Below are 24,819 nucleotides of genomic sequence, written 5' to 3' on the forward strand. Positions count from 1 at the left end.
GCGAGGTCAGCGCGAGCCGCCGCGACCACGATCACGAACATGACTGTGGCCTCCCCCCTGTCCCCCCGCTCAGCACCCGCACGTGGACTGCCCTGGCCGTGGGCAAATCGCCTGCTGTTCGGCACTGATCCCGAAAACCGCTGGGAAAGACCGAGTTTGATCGCACTCCTGACCGCGACCGCGGTGGTATATCTCTGGGCACTGGGATCTCAGGGCTGGGGCAACGAATACTATGCGGCCGCAGTGGAGGCCGGTTCGAAGACCTGGACGGCCTTGCTCTTCGGTTCTGTCGATCCCGGCAATGTCATCAGCGTCGACAAACCACCTGCCTCGCTGTGGGTGATGGGCCTGTCGGCACGGTTGTTCGGGTTCAACATCTGGTCGCTCTTGGTGCCGCAGGCGCTGATGGGCGTCGGCTCGGTCTGGCTGCTGTATGCGACTGTCCGCCGCACCAGCGGTCCTGGCGCGGGCCTGCTCGCGGGAGCCTTCCTGGCGGTGACTCCGGTGGCGGCGTTGATGTTTCGCTACGATAACCCCGACGCACTGCTGGTCCTGCTGCTCGTCGTTGCGGCGTACTGCACGGTCCGCGCCATCGAGACGGCGAGCACGACCTGGCTGGCGCTGGCCGGAGCCGCCATCGGGTTCGCCTTTCTTACCAAGATGCTGCAGGCTCTACTCGTCTTGCCTGGATTCGCGCTGGCATTCCTGATCGCCGCGCCGGTCGGCATGTGGGCCCGCATTCGTAAACTACTCGTCGCCGGTGTGGCACTGGTGGTCTCCGGCGGCTGGTTCGTCTTGCTCGTCGAGCTCTGGCCGGCCGACTCCCGGCCCTATATCGGCGGGTCGACCAACAACAGCCTCTGGCAGCTGACTGTGGGGTACAACGGCTTCGGTCGGCTACTCGGCTCGCGCCAGGGGACGCCGTTCGCCAGCAGCTCGTCGGGCGGCGGTATGGAGGTTCCCAGCGGCATGGAGATGCCCAGCGGTATGGATATGCCCGCTGGTGTGGATTCTGCCGAATTCGCAATACCCCCAAACGGTGCCGACAAGGGCATCACGCGACTGTTCAGCGAGGCTGCCTCCACCGAAATCAGCTGGCTCCTGCCGGCCGCCCTCATCGGGCTCGTTGCCGTGCTGTTGTACACCCGCCGTCACCCGCGCACCGACTCCCAGCGCTCCGCACTGATCGTTTGGGGCGGGTGGCTGCTGGTGACCGGCTTGGTCTTCAGCTACATGAGCGGAATCTTCCACGAGTACTACACGGTCGCCCTCGCTCCCGCCGTCGCTGCGGTCCTGGCGATCGCGCTGGGTGAATTGTGGCACCGCAGAACCCAATTGGCCGCGCGCGGGACCCTCGTCGTGATGGCGGTTGCCACCTACGGGTGGAGCTTCTATCTGCTCAACCGGACTCCGCACTGGCTGCCCTGGCTGCGTATCGCACTGATCGTGGGTGCCGTCGCCCTTGCCGTGGCCATCCCGATCCTCAAGCACACCCGTCGAACGACCATCGTAATCGCTTCCGCTGCAGTGCTACTGGGCGTTGTCGGCCCGGCGGTGTACACCCTGGAAACGCTCACCATTACGCACAGTGGCGGCATGGTCGCCTCCGGTCCCAAGCCCGGCAATACCCGCCATGGGGTCGACCTTACCGCCAATCCCGAACTCGCCGCGATGCTCCAGAGCGCGGGAACACGCTGGTCGGCAGTCGCTACCGGTGCCAGCAGCGCCGCACAGGCGGAGCTGAGTTCCGGCACGTCGGTCATCGGAATGGGCGGATTCGCACGCCAGGACCCCGCTCCCACGATGGAGCAGTTCCAGCGCTACGTGGCAAACGGTGAGGTGCGGTACTTCATCGACACCGATTCCGGCGGCGGCTTCCCCGGAATGGGCAACGGGTCCACCGTGTCCGACAAGATCACCGCGTGGGTCAAGGCGAACTACACACCGACCACTGTCGGTAATGCCACGGTCTACGACCTGCAGCAACGTCACTGACGGCGCTGCGAGCGTCGTTCCAACGATCACAGGAAGATCCCAGCTCCGGCCGAGCCGGCCGCGAGCTGGGACTTCGATGCTGGTGCACATGAGAGAGACTGTGATCGCCACCCGCGCAAGGGAAAACGTCCGCGACCCGCGACTCACGCCGGTGCTGGACATCGTCATTCCGGTATATAACGAGGAGCGCGGTCTCGCCGACTGCATCGACCGACTGCGCGCCTTCCTGCGCAACGGTTTTCCCTTCTCGACTCGAATCACCGTCGCCGACAACGCGAGCACCGACGCCACACTCCAGATAGCGCGGGGCCTTGCCGAGCGGTTCGACGACGTGCGTGTCGTCCATCTCGACCGCAAGGGCCGTGGCCGGGCGCTCAAGGCGGTGTGGGAGAGCTCCGACGCCGAGGTTGTCGCCTACATGGACGTAGACCTGTCCACCGATCTCAACGGCTTGCTCCCCCTTGTCGCGCCGCTGGTATCCGGACATTCCGATCTGGCCATCGGCACCAGACTGAGTTCAGATTCCCGGGTCGTCCGTGGGCCCAAGCGCGAATTCATCTCCCGCAGTTACAATCTCATTCTCAAGACCTCCCTGCGCGCCGGGTTCTCCGATGCGCAATGCGGATTCAAGGCAATGCGCACCGACGTCGCCCGCCGACTGCTGCCCCTCGTCGAGGATGGCGAGTGGTTCTTCGACACCGAATTGCTGGTGATCGCCGAGCGTGCCGGACTGCGAATCCACGAGGTGCCCGTCGACTGGATCGACGACCCCGATTCCCGCGTGGACATCCTCGATACCGCGCGCAAGGATCTCCTCGGGGTCTGGCGGCTAGGGCGCGCGCTCGCCACCGGCACTCTGCCGATCAACGAGCTGCGCACCGCCATCGGCCGCGAGCCGCTCGTCGCGGGTGTACCGCACGGGATGGTCGGGCAGACGGTGCGTTTCGCCATTATCGGAGTCTGCAGCACCTTGGCGTATCTGGTGCTCTACGTCATCCTGCAGTCGATGCTCGGGGCCCAGCTCGCGAACTTTCTCGCATTGCTAATCACCGCCATCGCCAATACGGCCGCCAACCGTGCCTTCACCTTCGGCGTCCGGGGCTCGGCGGGCGCGATCTCGCATCAGGTGCAGGGATTGATCATTTTCGGCATCGGCCTGCTGTTGACCAGCGGATCGCTCTGGGCGCTCCATCATTGGGCACCTGCGGCGCCGATAACGGTGGAATTGGTCGTCCTAGTCGCGGCCAACCTGATCTCCACCCTGATTCGTTTCCTCGGGCTGCGCTGGGTCTTTCGCTCCGCCGACTAGAGCACTCTGCGTGCCGACTACCGAAGCAGTTCCACCGCATCGGTAGTCGGCATCGCTGTGGGCTCGCGCATTACATAGCCGACCCCGCGCAGGGTCTGAATCATTCTCGGCTCGGTGGTGTCCACCTTCGCCCGCAGATACGAGACGTAGGATTCCACGACGCCGACGTCGCCGCCGGCGTCGTACTGCCACACATGGTCGAGGATCGTCGGCTTGCTCAACACCCTGCCCACGTTCAGCATGAAGTACCGAAGCAGCGCGAACTCGGTGCGCGACAACACAACTGGTTCACCTGCCTTCCACACTTCACGGCTATCGTCGTCGAGTTCGATGTCACCGACCCGCGTACGTGGCGACCGCGGCTTGGGTGCAACACCGGTGCGTCGCAGGATCGCCCGCACCCGTTCGATCACTTCCTCCAGGCTGAACGGCTTGCCGATGAAGTCGTCGGCGCCCAGGGACAGTCCCGTCAATCGCTCCGTCACGTCATCCCGGGCGCTGAGAAACAACACCGGCACCTCCGCCCCGTAGGCGCGCATCCGCCGCAGCATGCCGAATCCGCTCATGCCCGGCAGTACGACGTCGAGGATCAACGCGTCCGGGCGAAAGCTGGGAAGCTTGTCCAGTCCACTGTTGCCGGTGTCGGCCGTGGCCACGGTGAACCCCGCCGCTTCCAGGCCCTTCGACAGCAATTCGGCAACCATCGGGTCGTCGTCGACAACGAGAATCCGCGCCGCGTCGGTGTGCGTATTCATGTGCTCGATCCTCGAGAAGACAGCCCGGTCCCAGCTTGTCGCAAGCTGGGTGTTGGCTGTGAACGGCCGCGCGCGTTGCGGCCGACTCCCAGCGAGCTCACAGGCGAGCCTGATCTTGGGGCGAGCACCCAGGGCGAAACTCGGTCGAGTGACCGCGACGACCATACCGATCCAGCCGACCACCTCGATGGATGAGGCGCCTACGCGCCGTTCACGGTGGGAATCCGTTGCGCTGGCGGCTCTGTTGGTTGGGACCGCCGCCGCGTATCTGTGCAACCTCAGCGCCAATGGCTGGGCCAATGCCTTCTATTCCGCTGCCGCCCAGGCGGGTTCGCAATCGTGGGCGGCCTTCTTCTTCGGGTCCTCGGACGCGGCCGGTTTCATCACTGTGGACAAGCCACCGGCGTCGTTGTGGCCCGTGGACCTCTCGGTACGGATCTTCGGCCTGCACTCGTGGAGTATCCAGGCGCCGCAGGTCCTGCTCGGCGTCGCCTCCGTGGCACTGCTCTGGGCGGCGGTGCGGCGGGTTTTCGGTGCGGCGGCCGGGCTGATCGCCGGGCTGACCCTCGCTCTGACACCGGTCGCGGCCCTCATCTTTCGGTACAACAATCCCGATGCCTTGCTGGTGTTCCTCATGGTCGCCGCCGCATGGGCGCTGCTGCGCGCCATCGATGACGGCCGCACCCAATGGCTGGTACTCGCCGGAGCCTGCATCGGATTCGGCTTCCTTGCCAAGCAACTCCAGGTCCTCTTGGTCGTCCCAGCTCTCGCCGGCACCTATTTGATCGCGGGCCCGCCACGACTGGCTACTCGCATCGTGCAACTGCTCGCGGTCGCCGCGGCCATGGTGGTGTCCGCGGTGTGGTGGCTGCTGGCGGTCGAGCTGTGGCCGACATCGTCACGACCGTGGATCGGTGGCTCCCAGCACAATTCGATCCTCGAGCTGACCCTCGGCTACAACGGCCTTGGTCGGTTGACCGGCGATGAACCCGGAAGCAGTTGGGGCACGATGCCGGCACCGAGCGGCCCTGGATCGGGACCGAGCGGCTCGGTATTCGGCTCGGGCCCCGGGCTCACCCGCATGCTCGACAGCGCACAGGGCGGCCAGATCGGATGGCTGATCCCAGCCGCGCTCATCCTGCTCATCGCGGGGCTCCTATTGCGCGGCAAGGCGATCCGCACCGATGCGCGGCGCGCCTCTCTGCTGGTGTGGGGTGGTTGGCTACTGGTTACCGGCCTCGTGTTCAGCTACATGGCGGGCATCTTCCATCAGTACTACACGGTCGCCCTCGCCCCCGCGATCGCCGCGCTCGTCGGCGCGGGGAGCGCCATGCTGTGGCGGCAACGAAACCGGCTCACTGCGCGCCTCACATTGGCGGCGAGCATTGCGGTCACCGCGATCACCGCGTGGATCCTGTTGTCCCGCAATCCCGATTTCGTCCCGTGGCTGCGGTGGGCAGTGCTTGCCGTGGGGGTTCTCGCCGCCTCCGCCATGCTGATCCCTGTGCGCGGCAGACTCGCTGCCGTAGTGGCGGCAGCAGCAGCCATGGCCACCCTGGCAGGGCCGACTGCCTACACCATCGACACCATTGCCACATCACATACCAATGCCATACCGGTCGCCGGGCCGAATGCCGGGACGCCCGACTTCTCGGAGCTCGGGTTCGGTCCTGCGGGCGGGATGATGACGGTCAGCACTCCCAGCGATCGGCTGGTCGCGCTGCTCGAAAAGGATGGCGACGATTTCACGTGGGCGGCGGCCGCTGTCACCTCCAATAGCGCAGCCGGATTCCAACTCGCCACGCGGTTGCCGATCATGGCCATCGGCGGCTTCAACGGTACCGACCCGGCACCGACGCTCGCCCAGTTCCAGAAGTACGTGGCGAACCGATCGATTCACTACTTCATCGATCATCAGGACGGACCCGACAGGGCCACATCCGATTCCGAAGCCGATCGGATCACCCAGTGGGTCAGGAGCACTTTCGCCGCCAAACAGGTCGATGGCGTCACGGTCTACGACCTTGCGGCCGCGCGGCAGTAACCGGTCACGCGGTGGCACTTCTCCCCTGATTCGAACCGATCTCGGCGCCCACGCGACGATTGTGCTGACGATGATGGCGAGCCGTTGTCCCCCACCAACGTCGCGCGTATCGGCTCAGCGTGGCGGGATTGTCGAGGCCGATCGTCGATGCGACCTGAGCCAGTGGCAGATCGGAGGTGGTGAGCAGCACGTCCGCTCGGTCACGGCGCGCACCATCGAGGATGGCGGCGAAGGTCTCGCCCTCCAGAGTGAGGTGTCGTTGCAGTGTGCGCGGCGACATCGAGAGCACCTCGGCGACAGCGCGCACCGAGGTGGGACCGGTACCGAGTACCTGCCGCAGCACGGTCCTCACCTGGCCACTGATCGGGCGGGTGCTGTGGGCTGCCTGGGTCTCCAAATACGACAGCGCGAGCTGCCGGGTGAGGTTGTCGCTGCCGAGGATAGGTCGTCGCATCAGGTCGGCGGGGACGCGCAGGACCGCGGCCGGCTGCGCGAAGTTCACCTGGGCTCCGAAGAGTTCCTCATAGCGCGACGGTGCCACCAGGGGCACATGCGGCAGTTCGACGGTGCGCAGTCCGTAGTTCCCGCCGAGTGCGTAGAGCAGCGCCCGATGGATGAAAAGCATGCCTCCGTCGATGGTTTGCGGACGCGAATGAGCGCTGTCCACCACACCCCAACGGATACCGAGGACGCCTCGCACGCCGCGCGGGTCGGCTACCTGCGCGACCATGAGGTTGTTCGCGTGCACGAACAGATACTTCGAGGTGCACTCGAGCGCGTCGGCGACCGTGGGGGCGTTGAGAATCGCGATGGCGAGCGGACCTAGGACGCTCATGTCTTGTTCGAGCGCCACCCGCAATCCGAAATCGGGGCACCGCAACTCCTGGGCAGCCGATTCGAAAATCATCGCCGCCGCCGCGTCGCTGACAACGAGTTCGTCACTGTCCAGAGTGCCCGCGGGCGCGCCCGCACGCTGCACCAGAGCATCGGCGTCGCCGCCGAACTCCTCGACCACTTTCCGCACTCCACGCAGGCCCGAAGACCGCAGCCACAGCATGGATCCAAACTATCCGATTGCGCGAAAAGTCAATTTATCGGCGCGATCGGTCAAGTAATGCAGTGCCCGAATTTTTACCTTAACGGTGATGGATTCGCTGCTGAATCCGTCCCGAATTGCCGAATATGGGCAAATGTCCAGCAATGTGGAGGCCGCGATGAAGCGAAAGACCGGACGTGCAAACCTCGGCATGGTAGCGGCGATGACGGCCATGATGCTGTCGATCGGGTACCTCGGGAACATCGCACATGCAGAGCCGGACTCGTCACCAAATGACGAGCAGACGGCCGAGCAGCAGCTAGCCGATTACATCGGCCAGGGACGACCGCAGGCGGGTGCCATCGCGGGCACCGATTCGGGCTCCAGTTCCGGGCTATCCGGCGGATTCTCCTCCGACACGGTCGGCTACGGCCCCCAATCCAGTTCCGCTGCGGCCGCTTTCGGATACAGCCTGCTGCATCCCGATGCGGCCCCGCCGGGAACCAATGACTGGAATTGCAAACCCACCGCAGAGCATCCACGTCCGGTGGTCCTGGTGCACGGCACGTGGATGAACGCTTACGACGGCTTCGCCTACATGAGCCAGCCGATCACCGACGCGGGATTCTGTACTTTCACGTTCAACTACGGGCGTTCCGACGTCGGGCAAGGCGGGGGCCTCGGCTCGCTGCTGCCGGGTGCCATGGGCACCGGCTACATCCAGGACTCGGCAAAGCAGTTGGCCACATTCGTCGATCGCGTGCTCGCCGCCACCGGCGCGACCCAGGTCGACCTCATCGGCCACTCACAGGGCGGGGCAATGTCGAACTGGTACACCAAGTTCGAGGGCGGCGCGACCAAGGTGCACAACCTCATCACCTACGGCGCGACAAACCACGGCACCTCCCTGGACGGCATCGGCACACTGGGCCGGGCCATCAACAACCTCGGCGTCGACGTACTGGGATTCGTCGAACTGTTCGTCGGCCACGCCGGAATCCAACAGACCGTCGGCTCCGCCTTCGTCAACCAGCTCAATGCCGGAGGCGACACCGTGCCGGGCATCGACTACACCATCGTGGCCACCCGCTACGACGAAGTCACCAACCCGTACGCCTCCACCTTCCTCACGCCCGGTCCTGGCGCAACAGTTCAGAACATCACCCTGCAGGACGGGTGCGAACAGGACGTCTCCGACCACATCACGATGATGTACTCCCCCCGCGCCCTGTCCATTGCCCTGAATGCCTTGGACCCAGCAAAATTCCCGGACTTGCAGTGCACCTTCAATCCCTGGTTGATCGGCGGAGGAGGATCGCTCTGAGCGCCTTATCCAGACGAGGGGGTGGCCGTGCGAATCCCGGGGAAGACCGTTCGAGCGTTGCCCGATAGCACGGCCACTGTCACCTCCGAAGGCAAACCCAGGCCGATCAGAGCTTCGACATTTCTTCGCGTCCCCGGAACACCGGGCCAGTCGGTGCCAAAGATCATCTTGCGCGCCAACCGGTCCAGATCGTGCCGTCCGAAGTACTCGCGCAATCGTTTCGGCGGCAGGCCCGAGAGATCCAGCCACACATTAGGTTTGGTCAACGCCATGAAGGCCGCGACGTCGTACCACCAGCCCCGGCCGCCATGGGCGATGACGATGTTCAGGTCTCGGAAGTAGTCGGCGACATCGAGGAGCAGTTCGGGATTGCCGTAGCTGGTTCGGGCACCCGGGAAGCTCGATACGCCTGAGTGAACGATGATCGGAATTCCGTGCTCGGCGCAGTGGGCGTAGACCGGATAGAGCTCGGCTTCACTGGGGTCGAACCAGCCGTGCACCGGATGCAGCTTCAACGCCACCGCTCCGAGCTCGAGTTGTCGGCGCAATTCCAGCAGGGGCGGAAAGTGGATGTGCGGGTTGATATTTGCGACGACGCTGAACCGTCGATGGTGCTGGGCACGGATGGGCAGGAGGTCTTCGATGCGCTGCGCGCCCGTCACTGCGGGACTGTATTCGCAGAAGAGCAGGGCATGGTCGACACCCTGCTCCTCGAGAAGAGCGTCGAGAGCGCTCGGATCGGGGACGTCTCCGTCGTAGACCTCACGCCAGTCGTGGTCGCCGGAGTAGGTGTCGGCCCAGTCGAGCCATGCTCGCGGCAGCGAACTCAATCGCGGCGTGTGCATGTGGGCGTCGATTACCTCGTATCCGTCGATCACGAGCGTCCCTTTCAGAGCGTGAAACCGCCGCCGCACACCAGTGTTTGGCCGCTGACGTAGTCGGATTCGGGGGTGCACAGCAGATACACCGCGCCCGCCGCGTCCGCGGGCGTGCCGCCACGGCCCAGCGGGATCGAACGCTCCATCTCCGCGAGCAGATCGGGGTTGACGCCGACGCGGATTTCGCGACCGGAGACGTCGATGGTGCTGTCGCCGCCTGCGGGTGCCTCGGTGAGTCTGGTCTTGATCAGGCCGAAGGCGACGGCGTTGACGGTGACGTTGTAGCGGCCCCATTCTTTCGCGAGGGTCTTCGTAACGCCCAGAATTCCGGCTTTGGCGGCGGCGTAGTTGATCTGCCCGGCATTCCCGCCGAGGCCGGCGATGGAGGATACGTTCACCACCTTCCGGCACGGCACCTGTGCGCCTTCGCTTTTCGCTCGTTTCACTGCCGCGGAGATGACCGGTTGCGCGGCGCGCAGGATGCGGAAGGGGGCCGTGAGGTGTACGGCCAGGATCGCGTCCCACTGTTCGTCGGTGACCTTCTGGATCACGCCGTCCCACGTGTATCCGGCGTTGTTCACGATGATGTCGAGCCCGCCGAAGCTGTCGACGGCCGCGGCGACGAAGGCCTCGGCGAATCGGGGATCTGTGACGCTGCCGGGGAGCGCGACGGCCCGCCCACCGAGAGCTTCGATGGCGGCGACGGTCTCCTTGGCGGGTTCGGCGTCGAGATCGTTGACGACGACGTTCGCGCCCTCCCGTGCGAGCTTGAGCGCTATCTCGCGGCCGATGCCGCGGCCTGCGCCGGAGACGATGGCGGATTTGCCTGTGAGGGTGGCCATTCGAGTGTCCTTGTCAGATGAGGGTGGCTTCGCCGGTGACGGTGGTGGTGCCATCGGCGAGAGTGACCGCGAATTCGACGGTGGCTACGCCGTCGGCGACGCGAACTACGCGGCCGGTGCAGGTGGGCTCGGCTCCGACCGGGGTGATCGCGACGAAGCGTGCGGTGAAGGTCTGGATACGTTCCTGTGCAACCCAGTTGGTCAGCATGCGGCCGAGGTAGGCCATGGAGAGCATGCCGTGGGCGAAGACGTCGTCGAGTCCAGCAGCGTGGGCGGCATCGATGTCGACGTGGATGGGGTTGTGGTCGCCGGAGGCACCGGCGAACAGGGCGAGGGTGGTGCGGCTGATCGGTGGCAGGCGTAGCGGCGGCAGCTCAGCGCCGACGATGAGATCGGCGATGCCGGCCGAGGATAGGTGTGCGGTCATTGTGCGGTCTCCGGGTGCCGGACTACGAGGGTGGAGATGAGATCGGCGACCGGCGTGCCGTCCGCACGGGTCACCGATGTCTGTTTGACGATGAACTCCAGTGCCCCATTCTTTTTCGAATACACGTCGACGATGCGCGGCCGCGCGACGAGGGTGTCACCCGCGGCGGCGGTGGAGTGATAGATGAAGCGTTGGCTACCGTGCAGGATCAGGGCGAGGTCGATACCGAGCGCGGTCAACCACGCGAAGGGGTCGGGCTGGTCGAGTTCGATGGCGAACAGGAACGTCGGTGGCACGGGGATCTTCGCCGGGTCGATACCGTCCGGCAGGGTCTCGCCGATGGCCTTGGCGAAGAAGCGGACGCGTCCGGGGTCGATGGTCATGGTCAGTGGTGGTAATTCGGTGCCGATCACGTCGGTACTGACTGGCATGAGCGATATGCTCCCTTCGAGGTGAATCGTGCTGTGCGAGTGGCTGTCCGGCCCCTCATCGCCGGGCGATCACGTGTGCGGGGTAGGGATCGAGGTAGAGGCGAGCCACGTCCCGCTCCCGGTGGGCGCGCACGGCGCGCTGATTGATGTAGCCCTTGTCGGTGATCTCACCGGCATCCACCGAGGGCGGGTCGGTCAGAATCGCGATCCGTTCAACCCGCTGTGACGTTCCGCCGCCTTCGTCGGCCAGCCGGCGGAGGGTGGCTGTCAATGCCTCTCGCAGGGCGGGATCAGCACCCCCATCGGACTGAAGGTGTCCGAGCTGGTCGGGGTGCAGCCACACCAGCGCGGTGACGTATTCGGTGTTCTCGCCGCAGATCACCGCGTCGTTCACCAGTCCTCGTGCAGCGGACAGCAGCCGCAGTCGCAGTGTGCCGACGGTGACGAAGGTGCCGGTGGCGAGCTTGAAGTCCTCCGCGATGCGTCCGCGAAATATCAAGCCTGCCAATGGGTTATCCGGGTCGGCGAAGTCGACGGCGTCGCCTGTGCGGAAGAAGCCGTGTTCGTCGAAGGCGCTCGAACCGAGGTCGGGGCGCCGGTGATAGCCCGGCGTGACGTTCGGTCCCCGCACCCGGGCCTCGGTGGTGTTCCCGACCGGGACCAGCGCTAATTCCACCCCCGGCACGGGCACACCGATGCAATCGCTGCGGTCGGCCGTGAAATGCACCGAGGTCGCGACCGGACAGGATTCGGTAGACCCCCAAGAGGCGGTCAGCCGCACGTCCGAGCCATGTGTTCGGGCCAAAGCGCCGAGTCTTTCCCACAGCTGTTGCGGCAGCCCCGCTCCGGCGAAGAACGCGAAGCGCAGCCTCTCCAGAAATGCCCGTGCGGCTTCGGGTTCGCGCTCCAGGACAGGGAGCAGCGCGGCGTATCCGGCGGGCACGTTGAAGTACAGGTTCGGCCGCACCTCGCGCAGATTGGATACGGTGCGTTCGACCAGCCCGGGCCCGATTCCGCCGTCGTCGAGCCACAGGGATCCGCCATTGGTGAGTACCAGGTTGAGGTTGTGGCTGCCGCCGAAGGTGTGACTCCAGGGCAGCCAATCCAAGAGCACCGGTGCCTCGTCGGTCAGGAACGGCCATATCTGGCGCAGCTGCTGCTGATTGGCCGACATCATGCCGTGCGTGGTGAGTACGCCCTTCGGCGTACCCGTCGAGCCAGAGGTGAACAGGATCTTGGCGACATCATCGGGACGCAATTGCGCGCAGCGGTCGTCGACCTGCTCGGTGGGCGTGGTTTCGAGCTCATCCAGCGGGATCGAACCGGGCCGTCGCTGGTCCAGACTCACCACGGTCCGTCTATCGGCGATCGCCGCGGCCGCGTTGTCGAATTCCGGTCCACCGGTGGCGATCACACCAGGATTGACGAGATCCACCATCGCTCGCAGCTGACGGTGGTCGCGGCTGTGCAGCGAGTAGGCGACGCTGGTGGGAACGACGGGTGCCCCGATGGTCATCGCGGCCAGCGTGAGGACCAGGCTGGCCGTGCCGTTTCCCGACAGAAGCATGACGGGACGATCCGCGAGCCCACGGTCGAGCAATCCCTGGGCGATCCGATCCGCTCGGGCGCGTGCCTCACCCCAGGTTGTCTTCTTCCACTGCGCGCCAGACTTTTCCGCGATCAGAAGGCGGTCCGGATGTCGTGCCGCCCCCGCCCGGAAGTCGTGCACGACGCTGACCGCGTGCGGTTCGAGCGGTTCGGTGGACCACAGCAGCACACGCCCGTCCGGTTCCCGCGCGATGGCGATACGCGGTCGGCTGAATGTCGGACTCAGGGCGGTGCTCATCGATCTGTCACTTCCAGCACCATGGCGGCAGCAGTGTCACCGGCCGCGCATCCGGTGAACAGGCCCAGTCCCCCGCCCCGGAGCCGGAGCGTTTCGATCAACTCGGTGATAGACCGTAATCCGGTGGGGCCCTGCGGATGCCCGAAAACGAGACTGCACCCATAGGCGTTCATATCGGCCGGTTTCACCCCGGTCTCGCGGCAGAAATAGACGTCGTTCACGGCGAACGGATTGTGCGTGGTGATCGCATGCAGGTCGGTGAAGTCCAAGCCTGCGGCCGCGAGCGCGGCCCGGGCCGCGGGCACCGGCGCTTCGGGCATGCGGGACTTGCGAACCCGGGCGACACCGCTGCTCAGTATCCGGGCGATCCCCGATTCCGATCGGCTCCGGGCCTCTTCTCGGGTGGTGACGACCGCACCGGCGCAGCCGTCGGCCGGATGGGTTTGCGCGGCGAAGGTGTGGACACCGTCGGACGCCGCTGGCGGCAACTGACCGATCGCCGTCCGCTCCTTGGAGCGCACGCCCTCGTCGGCGTCGAGCACGACACTTCCCTTGCGCCTCTTGATCTCCACCGGCACCTGATAGCGGCGTTGGAACGCCCGATCGTCGGCGAGTGCGGCCCGGTACTGCTCCCAGCGCAGGGCGGTCAGGTCATCCAGTTCTTCGCGGGTGATGCCGCTCTCCGCCGCGACGGCTTCGGCGGTGGCCAGCATCGCCTGGCCTGCCCAGGGATCCTGGGCGAAGGCGTCGAGGACCCAGTGGGTGACCACCGGCGCGCCGCCCTGCCCGCGGCTCGACGGGTAGATCACCGTCGGCCCATTGGAGGTGCGATCGGCGACGACGACGAGTTGGCGGGCCGCGCCCGCTGCGACGGCCCCGGCCGCCGCTTGGAGCGCGGCAACGCTCGTCGCGCAGGCCTGGCTCACCATGGGGCCTGTGAGTCCCGTAGCGCCGAGCCGAGCCGCTAGGGTGGGCGCGCCGTAGAACAGATCCGGTTGCGGCACGGTCGTGCCCAGCACGATGCCGTCGAACCAGGAGGGATCGAGATCTCGCTCGGCCAACGCCCGTCCGGTTACCGCGACCGCCAGGTCCAGACTCGATGTTTCCGCCAGTGTGCCTTGCCATTTGGCGAAGGGAGAGGACCAGGCGTGGCCGAGTGGAATCGCTACGTCTTCGTATTTCATGGGGTACTCCAGTGGACCGCCGGGCCGGTGGTCAGGATCGGGCGAATACGTGAATGGCGCAGGCGGCGTGGTCGTAGCCGGTGATGCCGCCGCCGGTGCAATGGGTCAGGCCGACCTCGGGATCGCGGGGTGCGTCATCACGTGGTGTGCGCAGCCATTCGACGACTTCGACCACTTGGGCGAGTCCGGTCGCGCCGATGGGGTGCCCGCGGGAGAGCAGCCCACCGCCGGGGTTGACCGGGCAGGCCCCGCCGCGCGAGGTGTGCCCCGAGCGCAGCAGATCCGGTGCTTCCCCGAATCCGCACAGCCCCAGCGCTTCGTAGTAGAGCAGCTCGGCGATGCTGAAGGCATCGTGGACCTCCACGACATCCAGATCGTCCGGGCGGATTCCGGCCTCGTGGTAGGCCGCCGTCGCGACGCGGGTAGTGAGCGATTCACGGGCCATATCGTGCATTCCGGTTGTGCCGGAACTGAGTTGGCTGGCGAGGACGGACACGGTCGGGGTCTGCGGTCCGCGATAGCGCGAGACCACCACCGCAGCAGCGCCATCGGAGGAACCGCAGCATTGGAGCAGGGTCAGCGGATCCGCGACCGGGCGAGACGCCAAGACTTCCTCGACGGTCGTCTCCGCCCGGAAGCGGGCGCGCGGGTTCTTGGCTCCGTTACCGCGGTTCTTGACCGCGATGGCCGCGAGATCCGCTGTCGTAGCGCCTGTTTCGGCCAGATATGCCTGTGCGCGCATGGCGTAGTGCGCGGGCATCGTGACGCCCTGGATGACATCCAGGTCGTCGGGGTTGAGCCGCAGAGTTCCACCGGGGAACACGGAGAGCCGTTCGACGCCGACCACGAGGACGGTGTCGTACTGCCGATTGCGTATGGCCTGGACGGCGAGGTTCAGTGCCACGGCGGAACTGGAGCACGCGGCTTCGAGGTTGTAGCACGGCCGTCCGGTCAGTCCCAGGGCGGCGGCGATCCGGTGCGCGGGAAGCATTCCGCCGTACACGTTGCCGCAATACACCGCATCGACGGTGGCCGGGCGGGCACCGGCTTCGGCCAGTGCGTCGAGCGCGGCGGCGGTGCCCATCGATTCGATGGTGCGTTCCCCGCGATCAAAGGGGGTCATGCCGACCCCGATGATGTGGGCTGTGGTGCTCATAGTGGCTCCGGCGATTTCGTGACCGCTTGAAACATCCAGCCCGACAGCGGGTTTTCGCCCTCGCGGATGCTGCCGGGAATGGTCTCCATCGGCATGCCGACCGACAGGTGGGCGCCGCCGCGCAGTCGGCCGCACACGCGCACGCCTTCCTCGTAGTCGACGAGTCCGACCGCGTAGGGCGCGGTGATGCCCGTGCCGGGGGTGTGCACGATCGTGAACGAATGCAGCGCACCATGTTTGGGCAGTGATTCGATGGTCAGCTGGTCGCGTTCCCAGCATGCCGGGCAGGACGGTGCGGGCGGGAAGGTCAGTGTTTTGCAGCGTCCGCACCGCGTGGCGAGCAGGCGGACCCGGTCGGGCCCGTCCTGCTGCCACGCGTCGGGACGCAACAGCGTCGTGTCAGTCACCGGAAAGCGCTCCACGGGCTCCGGTCAACTGCGCGTACTCGGCTTCCAGCGCACGCAGCGTGGCCGGGTCGACATTGCCGACATACGCATCCTGGTCCGCCGGACCGGTCACCCACTTGGCGAGATATGCCTCGAGGCCGCTGCGGTCGCCCTTGCGGACGCCCGCGGTCGCGCGCACGTACTCCTCGATGTGCGCGGCATCCTCGGCGTAGTAGCCGTGCGAGGCATACGGGTGCGAGCCGTACGGTGCGACCACCACGGCGTCGGCGTAGGGCACCGAGGTCATGATCGGGTTCGACCGAATGTCCTCGTTGTCGACCAGCCGTTCGGTGGTCAGCGCGACCCGGTTGGCCGCACGCGCCATGAGACGGTCACCGAAACGCGCACCCGGATGCCGCCCGTTGCCGTACTTGTCGGCCTCACCCACATGCAGGAACGTCCAGTCCACCGGGATCGCCGGAACAGCGAGGTACTGCTTGCCGTCACCCAGCGGATTGTCGAACACGACCAGGTCGTCGTTCAGCTCCGGAATGCTGCTGCCGATGCCACCACGCCACGCCATGAACTCCTGGCCCATGGCCCGGGCTTGCAGACCCGCGTAGAGGATGTACTCGGAGTTCTCCCACAGTTCGAGCTGCCCGGGCTCGACCGCCGCCCGGAAGCAGCTGCCGACCGCCGAGTACAGCTCGGCGCCACAGTAAGGTGCGATCAGCTTGCGCACCACGCCCGCGCCGATCAGCAGGTCGATCTCCAAACCCGCCGTGGCCGAGCCGATGATGGTCAGATCCTGCTTGCCCTGCCGGATCAGTTCACGCACCAGCGGCATGGGGTGGTTGGCGGTGACGAAGCCGCCGATCGCGACGGTGTCACCGTCGCGGACACGGGACACCACCTCCGCGGCGGAGGCGACGACCTCGCGGCGGGCGGGCGGGCCGTCGGGCAGGTCGATGGGCCCGGTCTGCAGTAGTTGAGCTCCTCTGGTCATCGCTGCAACACTCCTTTGCGGTCGATCTCGTTGCGCAGCACCGACAGTTCGGCGGGGCTGGGCGGTTCATGGACGGTGAAGTGCGGGGATTTCACGATTTCCCAGCTGGTGTTCTCGGCGATCTCTTCCTCGGTGTGGCCGGGGAAGACGCCCACGAGTGCCGCGGTCTGATCTGGGCCGTTGAAGTCGAAGACGCCCAGCGGGGTGACGATGAACTGCGGGCCGTTGCCCGACAGGTCCTTCTCGCGGTAAGTCTTCGGTCCCGGCATGGACACGAAATCGACCTTCTCGACACACCTTTGGCGGTCGTGGGCGGTCATGAACACGAACGCGTCGCGCACCGAAGTGACGTCGTTGATGCCGACGCTGCCGGGGCCACGGAAGCGGTAGCCGTTCTTGTCGCCGACGCCGATCAGGTTGACGTTGCCGTGCTTGTCGACCTGGATGCCGCCGACGAAGAACTTGTCGGCGAAGAAGTACTTGTTGGTGCTTCGCCAGTCGTCGATGTTCTCGTAATAGTCACGGCCGCCCGGCGCACCGTAGTGGTTGAAGGTGTCGTGGTGCTCGAAATACGCCTCCGCCCAGTTCATAATGCGGAAGTCCACCGAGGTGCGCGGCAGCTCGTCGACCTCACGGTCGGCCACATTGCACAGGAACGCGCCGCCGCCGAGCTGCAGCTTCAGGTTGGGCGCGTGGGTCTTCTGTGCCAACATCGTTGCGGCGAAAGAGATCTCGGTGTGGGCGCCGGAGCAGATGCGGTCCGTGTCGCGAATCTGGCGGGCCAGGAAGACCGCCATCATCTCCTTCCAGCTGACGGGCGGACTGTCGTCCGCTTCGGTGATCGGCTGCGCTGTAGTCGCGGTCACTGCGTTATCTCCTTACGGGTGAAGGGTTTTCGGCCGAATGGCACGAAGTTCGGGAAGGGTCATCGGGTACTGACCCAGACGTTCTTCTCCTGGGTGAAGGCGTCCATGATCGAGAAGCCCATCTCGCGGCCGTGGCCGCTGCGCTTGTAGCCGCCGTACGGGGACGCCGAATGCACGTTGCCCCAGGAGTTGATCCAGACGTTGCCGGCCTGTAGACGCCCAGCGACCCGGTGGGCGCGGCCCACGTCGCGGGTCTGCACGACCGCGGCGAGGCCGTAGTCGACGGCGTTGGCCAGCTCGATGGCCTCGTCCTCGGTGGCGAAGCTCATCACCGAGAGCACCGGGCCGAAAACCTCGTCCTGGGCGAGCTCGCTGCTGTTGTCGACGTGGTCGAAAACCGTTGGCTCGAAGAACAGTCCGCTCAGCCCGTCGATCTTGCGGGTGCCGCCGCCGGTGAGGAGCTTGGCGCCGCTGTTGCGGGCGCGGTCCACGTAGCCCTGGACGCGGGCCAGGTGTTCGTGGTCGATCAGCGGGCCCAGGGTGGTGGACGGGTCCATCGGGTCGCCGATCACCGTCTGCGACTCGATCAACCCGAGCAGCGCGTCGACGACCTGGCCGTGGATGGACTCGTGCACCAGCAGCCGGGACCCGGCCGTGCACACCTCGCCCATGTTGCTGAAGATCGCCGAGTAGGCCAGCTGCGCGGCGGCCTTGGGGTCGACGTCATCGAAGACGATGTTCGGGCTCTTCCCGCCGAGTTCGAGGGTGACGGGGATGACGCGTTCGGCGGCGGCGCGCTGGATGGCGCGGCCGGTTTCCACCGAGCCGGTGAAGGCGATGAACGAGACATCCGGGTGCGCGCACAGCGCCGTGCCGGTCGTCTTGCCGTAGCCGGGTACGGCGTTGACCACGCCCGGCGGTATTCCGGCTTCCTGGCACAGCCGCACCAGCGCCATCGGGGACAGGGGTGCGCGTTCGGCGGGTTTGAGCACGACGGTGTTGCCCGCCATGATCGCCGGTGCAATCTTCCAGATCGCCTGCAGCAGTGGGTAATTCCATGGGATTACCCCGGCGACGACGCCGAACGGCTCACGCACGGTGTAGTTGACGAACCGTCCGGGCACCGGCACCGTCCGCCCCTCGGTCTTGCCCGCCATGCCCGCGAAGTATTCGATCGCCTCCGGGGCGGTGCGCAGATCGACCTTGCGGCTGATCGTGTACGGCTTGCCCATGTCGCGGGTCTCGATGGTGGCCAGTTCATCGGCGTGCGCAGCAACCGCCTTGGCCAGTGCGTTCAGATAGCCGGCCCGCCGGAATTGGGTGGTCGCCGCCCAGCCGGGCGCGGCTTCCTTCGCCGCGGCCACGGCGGCATCCACGTCGGCGGCGGTGGCCGATGCGATGGTGCCGATCACCTCGCCGGTGGCAGGGCCGGTGACCTCGATGGTGCCGCCATCGGCGGCGTCTCGCTCCTGGCCCCCGATGACGAGGCCGTAGTCGTATGCCATGAGAATCCTTGCTTCCCTTCGTTTCTCGATCGGACGGAGACGGTCACCGCAGGGTCTGGATGTTGGCCATCTGCCGGGTGGTCATCTCGCGCAGCGGGGTGGTGAAGCAGTCGTTGACGCTGCGCATGAACTTGCGCAGGGCGGGATCGGCCGCCAGCGCCGAACCGAAGTCGGCGAAACTGCCGTCGTAGTCGATCAATTCGACGTAGTCGGTGCCGACCAGGTATTTCTCGATGCCGCGCAGACCCGGGATGGCCGGGGCTACGCGTTCGAAGTCATCGCGGTATTCCTCGTTCAGTCGCTGCAGTCGGTCGAGCTGGTTTTCCTTGACCTGCAGGTGGAAGACGTATTTGGGCATCAGCGGTCCTTTCGGCTCACGTAGTGGAAGAGGAAGACGGGGGGTCAGGGGAATAGCGCTTGCGCAGCACACCGCGCTGCAGCTTGCCCAGCGAGTTACGGGGGATGTCGTCGACCACGACGAAGCGGCGCGGGACCTTGTACGCGGCCAGCCGCTCTCGACAGAAGTGCTCGAGCGATTCCACATCGAGCGGCTTGCTCGCGGGAACTACTGCGGCCCAGGGCTTTTCACCCTTCACGGGATCCTCGATGCCGAATACGGCACAGGCTTCGACATCCGGGTGCTCCTGGAGCACATCCTCGATCTCGGCGGGGTAGACGTTGTATCCGCCGCTGACGATCAAGTCGTTGCGTCGATCGACGATGTAGAGGTAGCCGTCGGCGTCGAAGCGTGCTAGGTCACCGGTGTGGAACCACCCGCCGCGCAGGGCTTGGGCTGTGGCGGAGGGACGTCGCCAGTAGCCGGTCATGATCTGCGGGCCGCGGGCGACGAGTTCGCCGACCTCTCCCACCTCGACCGGGCGATCGTCCGGATCCACGACTCGCAGTTCGGTGCGTGGATAAGCGATTCCGCAGGAGAGATCAGGGGTTCGGCCGTACCGCAGCGAGGCGGCCAGGTTGCCCCCGGCTTCGGTGATGCCGTAGCAGTTCAGCACCGGCGCACCGAATCGCGCCTGGAACTCTGCGTGGACCGCAATAGGCAGCGGGGCACCAGCACTGAAGGCAACCTGAAGGCAACCCAGTTGCTCGCGTCGAATGTCCTTGTCCAGCAGTCGCGTGAGCATGGCGTAGTTGGCCGGCACGCCCGCGCATGCGGTCGCGCGCACCTCTGCGAGCAACTCGACGAAACCCGCCGAGTCGAACGTCGGTTGCACGACCATCGTGGCTCCCGCCACCAATGAGCCGCCCATCACGATGTTCCCGGCAAACAAGTGCACCAGAGGCAGGGCATGCACGAGCGTGTCGCCGGTGCGCAGCTGCAAAGCGTTCGCCGACAGCACCGCTTGCGCGGACAGCGAGTCGTGCGAGTGCACGACGCCTTTCGGCCTGCCCGTGGTACCCGAGCTGTAGGGCAGGCACGCCGCGGCCTCACCGGAGGGATACGGCAGATCTCGCTCGCCGCCGGTGAGCAGATCAGCCAGCGCCAGTCCCGACGCGGGCGTGGCCGCATCAGCGACGATCAGCCTCAGATCCGCTCTCTCTGTGAGGATTTCGCCGAGTTTTCCGGCCAGATCCGCGGTAGTCACGAGCGCCCGCGCACCACTGTCGTCGAGCAGAAACTCCACTTCGCGCGGTGAGAGCGCGGCATTGATCGGGTTGGCGACCATGCCCGCCCGCATTGCCCCGTACCAGCAGATGACGTACTCCACCGAGTTCGGCAGGTACAGGCTCACTCTGTCGCCCGGATCGAGTCCGAGTTCGAGCAGGGCCGCCGCGAATAGCCGCACCTGTCGGGCTAGTTCGCCATATGTCTGTGATCGGTTCCCGATCCGGCACGCGGTGACCGAGGGAATCGCCTCGGCACGCTGATCGAGTTCCCGCATGAGCGTCGTCACGACCGCCTCCTCGTCGACGCGGGTTAGTATGGAACCAGCATATTGTGATTCCACACTATGTCAAGACCCTGAGGTGATCTCGCTCTCACCACAGCCGGAACGAACCAAGGAGATGGAAATGATCACGAATGGCACTGAGCCGCAGGATCATTCGCAATCGACGGCATCGCTGTCGGACTTGGAACAGGCGCTCCTCGGTTTGCTCAGCATCCGGCCGATGACCGGCTACGAGATCGGCACTCACTACGCCAGGGCGCTCTCGCCGTGGTGGGAGACGCCGCGCACGCAGGTCTATCCGAAGCTGCGCGAGCTCGAACGCCGTGGCTTCGTACAGAAGGAAACGGTCGTACAGGAAGGCCGACCCAACAAGCAGGTCTACTCCATCGCCCCGGTGGGCTCACGTGCGCTCATGACCCGGCTCGGAGAACCCATCCCCGGCACGGAGATGAGGCATCACATGATGATGCGGCTGTTCCTGGGAAATTTGCTTACACCGCAGACGATGCGCCAACTCCTGCATGACTACCGAGATCGCATGACCGAACGGGCGCGGCAACTCCGCGAGGCCAGGGAGAAGTTCACACCATCTTTGGACGGGCCACACCGCACCAGCGTGTTCTTCGAACTGCTGAGCCTCGATCATCTGATCGCACTGACCGAATTAGAAATCTCGGGCACGACCCGGGTACTCGAGGCGCTCGCACAGACCCCGCGTCGAACCCGGCAAAAGCCGACGGGATCCGAAAGCCCGCTCCTGGACGCACTGCGCGACGGCGTCACACCAACCAATGGACGCTGAGGTTCTGCCCGTTCGCCGGGCCCAGAACTCGTCCTGCCTGACGTGCCGACGCCGTCGCGTTACGACGACAGCTACTACGTGCCGCACCGCATACTGGAACTTCGTCGAATACCTGGCGCGGAAATTACCCCACGCTCAGGCATGTGCAGATAGCCCAGAAGCCCCTTCGAACGACAGCACGTTGCACACGAAATTCATTGCCGCACAGGGTAATTTGAGATCTGCACCACGGTCGGGCAACGACGCCGCGACTCACCCGACGCGTGGCAGCAGCGGCTGCCTCTGATCGAAAGCAGACCCGATGGACCTGCTGAACCCTCTCGACGCGGCGTTTCTGGCTCTCGAATCACGCGAGCACCCGATGCATGTGGGCGCGCTCCAACTCTTCGACCTCGACACCGCGCACGGCCCCAGCTCGGTCGCCGAGTTGTGCGACAACATCATGAGCGTCACCGATGTCCAGCCCCGGTTCCGGCGGTATCCCAGCCGGGTGCTCGGCGGCTTCTCCAGCCTTTCCTGGACCCACTGCGAACACGTCGATCTCGATTACCACGTCAGCCGGTACGCGGTGCCGAATCCCGGTGGCATGCACCAGTTGCGCGACATCGTCAGCGGTCTGCACAGCGCCCTGCTGGATCGGCATCGACCACTGTGGCAGTCGTATCTGATCGAAGGCCTGTCCGACGGCCGGCTCGCCGTCTACACCAAAACGCATCACGCACTCATGGATGGCGTATCGGCCATCCGGCTTATGCAGCGAACGCTCGACGTGGATCCGGATCCCACCCGGCTAGGGGTCATGTGGGGAGAAACCCGACCGCGTTCCATATCCTCTGCGCGCGGCCGCCGGCAGCCCCGGGGTCTGCCGACGGCCGTTTCACTCGCCACCGGCGCGCTCGCCGCGGGGCGCGCACTGATCTCGCGCAACCTGCCCGCCCCTCTGTCGGCGCCCTTGACGATGTTCAACGTCCCGATCGGCGGCGCACGCCGAATCGCGGTCCGCTCATGGCCTTTGGCACGCATCCACGCCATCCGGCAAACGACCGGCACGACGGTCAACGACGTCGTTCTCGCGATGTGCTCGGCCGCGCTGCGTAGCTACCTGCTCGAACATGAAGCCCTCCCCGAGGCCCCGCTTATCGCCATGGTGCCGGTCAGCCTGCGGTCCGAGGCAGACGCCGACGCCGACGGCAACGGTGTCGGAGCCGCCCTGTGCAATCTCGCCACCGATGTCGCCGACCCCGCGGATCGTCTTGCCCGCATTGCCGATTCGATGCACCACAGCAAGAAGCTCCTCTGCCAGCTGCCAGAGTTTGCCGCGCTCGCGCTATCCGCACTGCTGATGGCACCCATCGGCGTGTCCATGCTGCGCGGCTTCCCGCCCCTGCCCCGCGCGCCGTTCAATATCGCCATCTCGAACGTCCCCGGCCCGCGCACTCCCGTTCACCTCGGCGGCGCCCGCCTGGACGCCGTCTACCCGCTGTCCTTCCCGTTCGAAGGCCAAGCCCTCAACATCACCCTCACCAGCAACGCAGACAATCTCGACTTCGGCTTGGTCGCCTGCCGCCGCGCCGTCCCCCATCTCGACCGCCTCGTTACTCATCTCGACGACGGGCTGGCCGAGCTGGAAAAGGCCACAACCTAGTGCACTGCCGGTGATGCTCCGAACCCGGACAATTCGAATGCGATCACCCTTCGTGATCGCGCCAAGAGCGGGATCACGGTTCCCATGCCCGCGATGTGTCGCCGAGACCGTGGAGCAGTACCAGGGGTGGTCCGACCCCTTCCTCTATGGCGTGCCATTCAAGTGCACCAGCCCCTTCGGCGGCCGCGGCATCGAACAGGGCGCTACTGCTCATCGCCACTCCCTCGGATATTTACTCGACACGACAAATCGAGGCCGGGTCGGCACGCGATCGGCGGCAATAATCAACAATCCCAATGCGGTTCGGGTAACAGACCGACCGATGCGGTCATAAACCATTATCGAACCACCCAGTTATACCTCGATGGGTATTCTGCACATCAATCGTTCGACTGCTGTGCATTCGGGCCATTCGGTTGGTGAGGTTTGGTGACTACCGTCGCCGGTATGTCCTTTATCAGCGACACCGTGGTCGCGATCAGGGTCGGCGCGTACTCCCCAACCAATGGAATTACATGACGTTCCAGCACATCGAAGAAGACGTGATTTTTCCATCCGGCGACGGCGAATGCCGTGGTTGGTTGTACCGGCCCGCCCTCGTGAACGGTGAATCCCTCGGCCTGGTCGTCATCGCGCACGGCTTCGGCGGAACCCATCTCAGTCAGTATGGTCGCCGAGCCGAGCGGATCGTCGAATCAGGCTGCGCCGTATTGGATTTCGACCCGCGTGGGTTCGGCAGCAGCCCTGGTTCGCCACGAGGTCGGCTGCGGCTGGCCGACTGGATCGCCGATCTCGAAGCCGCCGTACGCTATGCCCGTTCGCTGCCCGGTGTCGATCCTGAACGCATCGGATTATTCGGCTCCTCGCTCGGCGGCGGGTTGGCGCTCGAGGTCGCCGCACGCGACGCCCGGATCGCGGCGGTGGATGTCATCGTGCCGCTCGTCGACGGACTGTTCGTGACACCGGGTACGCCGGTGGCGGACCGGCTGCGTTCGGCCTCGGCGATTGTCCGCGATCTCCTTGGCCGTCGGCTCGGCCGATCTCCGATCCGGATTCCGGCGGTCGGGCTGCCCGGCAGCGGTGCACTGATCGTCGGCGAACCGGACTACGGGTCCTTCTTCGCCATTTTCGAGGGCGTCGACGGCATCGAGTGGCACCAACCGCACAGTGTCGCAAGTCATTCCGAAATGGGCGAGTGGCGCAACGAAGTGACGGCCGCCGAGCTGATCACGCTGCCGCTGTTCCGGCCGGGCCGCCGAGCCGACCGCATTACCGCGCCACTGCTCGCCCAGATCGCCAGCAAGGACCGTGTGGCGCCCGCCTGGATTCAGCGCCGCTTGCTGTCGCGAGCCCCGCACGTCGAGTTCCGCAATATGCCCACCGGGCACTTCGATTCGTTCAGCGGTGAATGGTTCGAACGCACGGCCGCGGCAGATATCGACTTCTTCAGCCGCACTCTGGCCGCCAAGTAA

At 65.7% G+C, this 24,819-nt stretch carries 23 protein-coding genes; 7 read left to right on the forward strand and 16 right to left on the reverse strand.

The genetic code is table 11. From position 1 onward, the window contains the following. The first annotated feature begins 39 nt into the window (after positions 1–39). Positions 40–1,995, forward strand: a complete 1,956-nt coding sequence (locus ACQP2D_RS24295; RefSeq protein WP_433678211.1) for an ArnT family glycosyltransferase — start codon at positions 40–42, stop codon at positions 1,993–1,995. Between the two features lie 88 nt (positions 1,996–2,083). Further along, positions 2,084–3,304 (forward strand): glycosyltransferase, encoded by a 1,221-nt coding sequence (locus tag ACQP2D_RS24300; protein WP_433678212.1) that lies wholly within the window; start codon positions 2,084–2,086, stop codon positions 3,302–3,304. Between the two features lie 17 nt (positions 3,305–3,321). Here ACQP2D_RS24300 and ACQP2D_RS24305 read toward each other — a convergent pair whose 3' ends face one another. After that, the gene (locus ACQP2D_RS24305; protein ID WP_433678213.1) at positions 3,322–4,059 is read right to left on the reverse strand and encodes a response regulator transcription factor; all 738 of its coding nucleotides are present in this window, start codon (positions 4,057–4,059) and stop codon (positions 3,322–3,324) included. Between the two features lie 187 nt (positions 4,060–4,246). Here ACQP2D_RS24305 and ACQP2D_RS24310 point away from each other — a divergent pair, with 187 nt between their 5' ends. After that, positions 4,247–6,103 (forward strand): ArnT family glycosyltransferase, encoded by a 1,857-nt coding sequence (locus tag ACQP2D_RS24310; RefSeq protein ID WP_433685750.1) that lies wholly within the window; start codon positions 4,247–4,249, stop codon positions 6,101–6,103. Between the two features lie 4 nt (positions 6,104–6,107). Here the strand turns inward: ACQP2D_RS24310 and ACQP2D_RS24315 are convergent, their stop codons facing one another. Further along, the gene (locus ACQP2D_RS24315) at positions 6,108–7,160 is read right to left on the reverse strand and encodes an AraC family transcriptional regulator ligand-binding domain-containing protein (RefSeq protein WP_433678214.1); all 1,053 of its coding nucleotides are present in this window, start codon (positions 7,158–7,160) and stop codon (positions 6,108–6,110) included. A 190-nt stretch (positions 7,161–7,350) separates the two neighbouring features. Between ACQP2D_RS24315 and ACQP2D_RS24320 the strand changes: the two genes are divergently transcribed. Then, entirely contained in the window at positions 7,351–8,463 is a 1,113-nt protein-coding gene (locus ACQP2D_RS24320; RefSeq protein ID WP_433685751.1) for an esterase/lipase family protein, read from the forward strand. Positions 8,464–8,468: 5 nt separating this feature from the next. Here the strand turns inward: ACQP2D_RS24320 and ACQP2D_RS24325 are convergent, their stop codons facing one another. The 13 genes from ACQP2D_RS24325 to ACQP2D_RS24385 are packed head-to-tail and all read right to left on the reverse strand — an operon-like array spanning position 8,469 to position 20,903. Further along, positions 8,469–9,341 (reverse strand): amidohydrolase family protein, encoded by an 873-nt coding sequence (locus ACQP2D_RS24325; protein WP_433678215.1) that lies wholly within the window; start codon positions 9,339–9,341, stop codon positions 8,469–8,471. Between the two features lie 11 nt (positions 9,342–9,352). Further along, positions 9,353–10,183, reverse strand: coding sequence for an SDR family NAD(P)-dependent oxidoreductase (locus tag ACQP2D_RS24330; protein WP_433678216.1), 831 nt, complete (start codon positions 10,181–10,183; stop codon positions 9,353–9,355). Positions 10,184–10,196: 13 nt separating this feature from the next. Further along, positions 10,197–10,610, reverse strand: coding sequence for a MaoC/PaaZ C-terminal domain-containing protein (locus ACQP2D_RS24335; RefSeq protein ID WP_433678217.1), 414 nt, complete (start codon positions 10,608–10,610; stop codon positions 10,197–10,199). Next, positions 10,607–11,041, reverse strand: a complete 435-nt coding sequence (locus tag ACQP2D_RS24340; RefSeq protein ID WP_433678218.1) for a MaoC family dehydratase N-terminal domain-containing protein — start codon at positions 11,039–11,041, stop codon at positions 10,607–10,609. The genes ACQP2D_RS24335 and ACQP2D_RS24340 overlap by 4 nt, the downstream gene beginning before the upstream one ends. A gap of 55 nt (positions 11,042–11,096) precedes the next feature. Next, complete coding sequence (locus ACQP2D_RS24345; protein ID WP_433678219.1) at positions 11,097–12,887, reverse strand: feruloyl-CoA synthase; 1,791 nt, start codon at positions 12,885–12,887, stop codon at positions 11,097–11,099. Continuing rightward, on the reverse strand, positions 12,884–14,071 hold the full coding sequence (locus ACQP2D_RS24350) for a hypothetical protein (protein ID WP_433678220.1): 1,188 nt from the start codon (positions 14,069–14,071) through the stop codon (positions 12,884–12,886). Before ACQP2D_RS24350 ends, ACQP2D_RS24345 begins: the two co-directional genes overlap by 4 nt. Positions 14,072–14,102: 31 nt before the next feature. Then, complete coding sequence (locus ACQP2D_RS24355) at positions 14,103–15,227, reverse strand: thiolase family protein (RefSeq protein WP_433678221.1); 1,125 nt, start codon at positions 15,225–15,227, stop codon at positions 14,103–14,105. After that, on the reverse strand, positions 15,224–15,634 hold the full coding sequence (locus ACQP2D_RS24360) for a Zn-ribbon domain-containing OB-fold protein (RefSeq protein ID WP_433678222.1): 411 nt from the start codon (positions 15,632–15,634) through the stop codon (positions 15,224–15,226). Before ACQP2D_RS24360 ends, ACQP2D_RS24355 begins: the two co-directional genes overlap by 4 nt. Then, entirely contained in the window at positions 15,627–16,619 is a 993-nt protein-coding gene (locus ACQP2D_RS24365; protein WP_433678223.1) for a CoA transferase subunit A, read from the reverse strand. Before ACQP2D_RS24365 ends, ACQP2D_RS24360 begins: the two co-directional genes overlap by 8 nt. Further along, positions 16,616–17,485, reverse strand: a complete 870-nt coding sequence (locus tag ACQP2D_RS24370; protein ID WP_433678224.1) for a hypothetical protein — start codon at positions 17,483–17,485, stop codon at positions 16,616–16,618. The genes ACQP2D_RS24365 and ACQP2D_RS24370 overlap by 4 nt, the downstream gene beginning before the upstream one ends. A gap of 59 nt (positions 17,486–17,544) precedes the next feature. Beyond that, positions 17,545–18,990: an aldehyde dehydrogenase family protein gene (locus ACQP2D_RS24375; protein WP_433678225.1), complete on the reverse strand. Its 1,446-nt coding sequence runs from the start codon at positions 18,988–18,990 to the stop codon at positions 17,545–17,547. A 43-nt stretch (positions 18,991–19,033) separates the two neighbouring features. After that, the gene (locus ACQP2D_RS24380) at positions 19,034–19,348 is read right to left on the reverse strand and encodes a hypothetical protein (RefSeq protein ID WP_433678226.1); all 315 of its coding nucleotides are present in this window, start codon (positions 19,346–19,348) and stop codon (positions 19,034–19,036) included. A gap of 16 nt (positions 19,349–19,364) precedes the next feature. Further along, positions 19,365–20,903: a class I adenylate-forming enzyme family protein gene (locus tag ACQP2D_RS24385; protein WP_433678227.1), complete on the reverse strand. Its 1,539-nt coding sequence runs from the start codon at positions 20,901–20,903 to the stop codon at positions 19,365–19,367. On the opposite strand from ACQP2D_RS24385, the gene ACQP2D_RS24390 reads away from it, so the two are divergent. Beyond that, positions 20,890–21,702: a PadR family transcriptional regulator gene (locus ACQP2D_RS24390; protein ID WP_433678228.1), complete on the forward strand. Its 813-nt coding sequence runs from the start codon at positions 20,890–20,892 to the stop codon at positions 21,700–21,702. The genes ACQP2D_RS24385 and ACQP2D_RS24390 overlap by 14 nt on opposite strands. Before the next feature lie 301 nt (positions 21,703–22,003). Further along, positions 22,004–23,347, forward strand: a complete 1,344-nt coding sequence (locus tag ACQP2D_RS24395; RefSeq protein ID WP_433678229.1) for a WS/DGAT/MGAT family O-acyltransferase — start codon at positions 22,004–22,006, stop codon at positions 23,345–23,347. 73 nt (positions 23,348–23,420) lie between these two features. Here the strand turns inward: ACQP2D_RS24395 and ACQP2D_RS24400 are convergent, their stop codons facing one another. After that, positions 23,421–23,561: a hypothetical protein gene (locus ACQP2D_RS24400; RefSeq protein WP_433678230.1), complete on the reverse strand. Its 141-nt coding sequence runs from the start codon at positions 23,559–23,561 to the stop codon at positions 23,421–23,423. Positions 23,562–23,862: 301 nt separating this feature from the next. Between ACQP2D_RS24400 and ACQP2D_RS24405 the strand changes: the two genes are divergently transcribed. Continuing rightward, positions 23,863–24,819: an alpha/beta hydrolase gene (locus tag ACQP2D_RS24405; RefSeq protein WP_433678231.1), complete on the forward strand. Its 957-nt coding sequence runs from the start codon at positions 23,863–23,865 to the stop codon at positions 24,817–24,819.

Source organism: Nocardia sp. CA-119907, assembly GCF_050955995.1.
Classification (GTDB): Bacteria; Actinomycetota; Actinomycetes; order Mycobacteriales; family Mycobacteriaceae; genus Nocardia.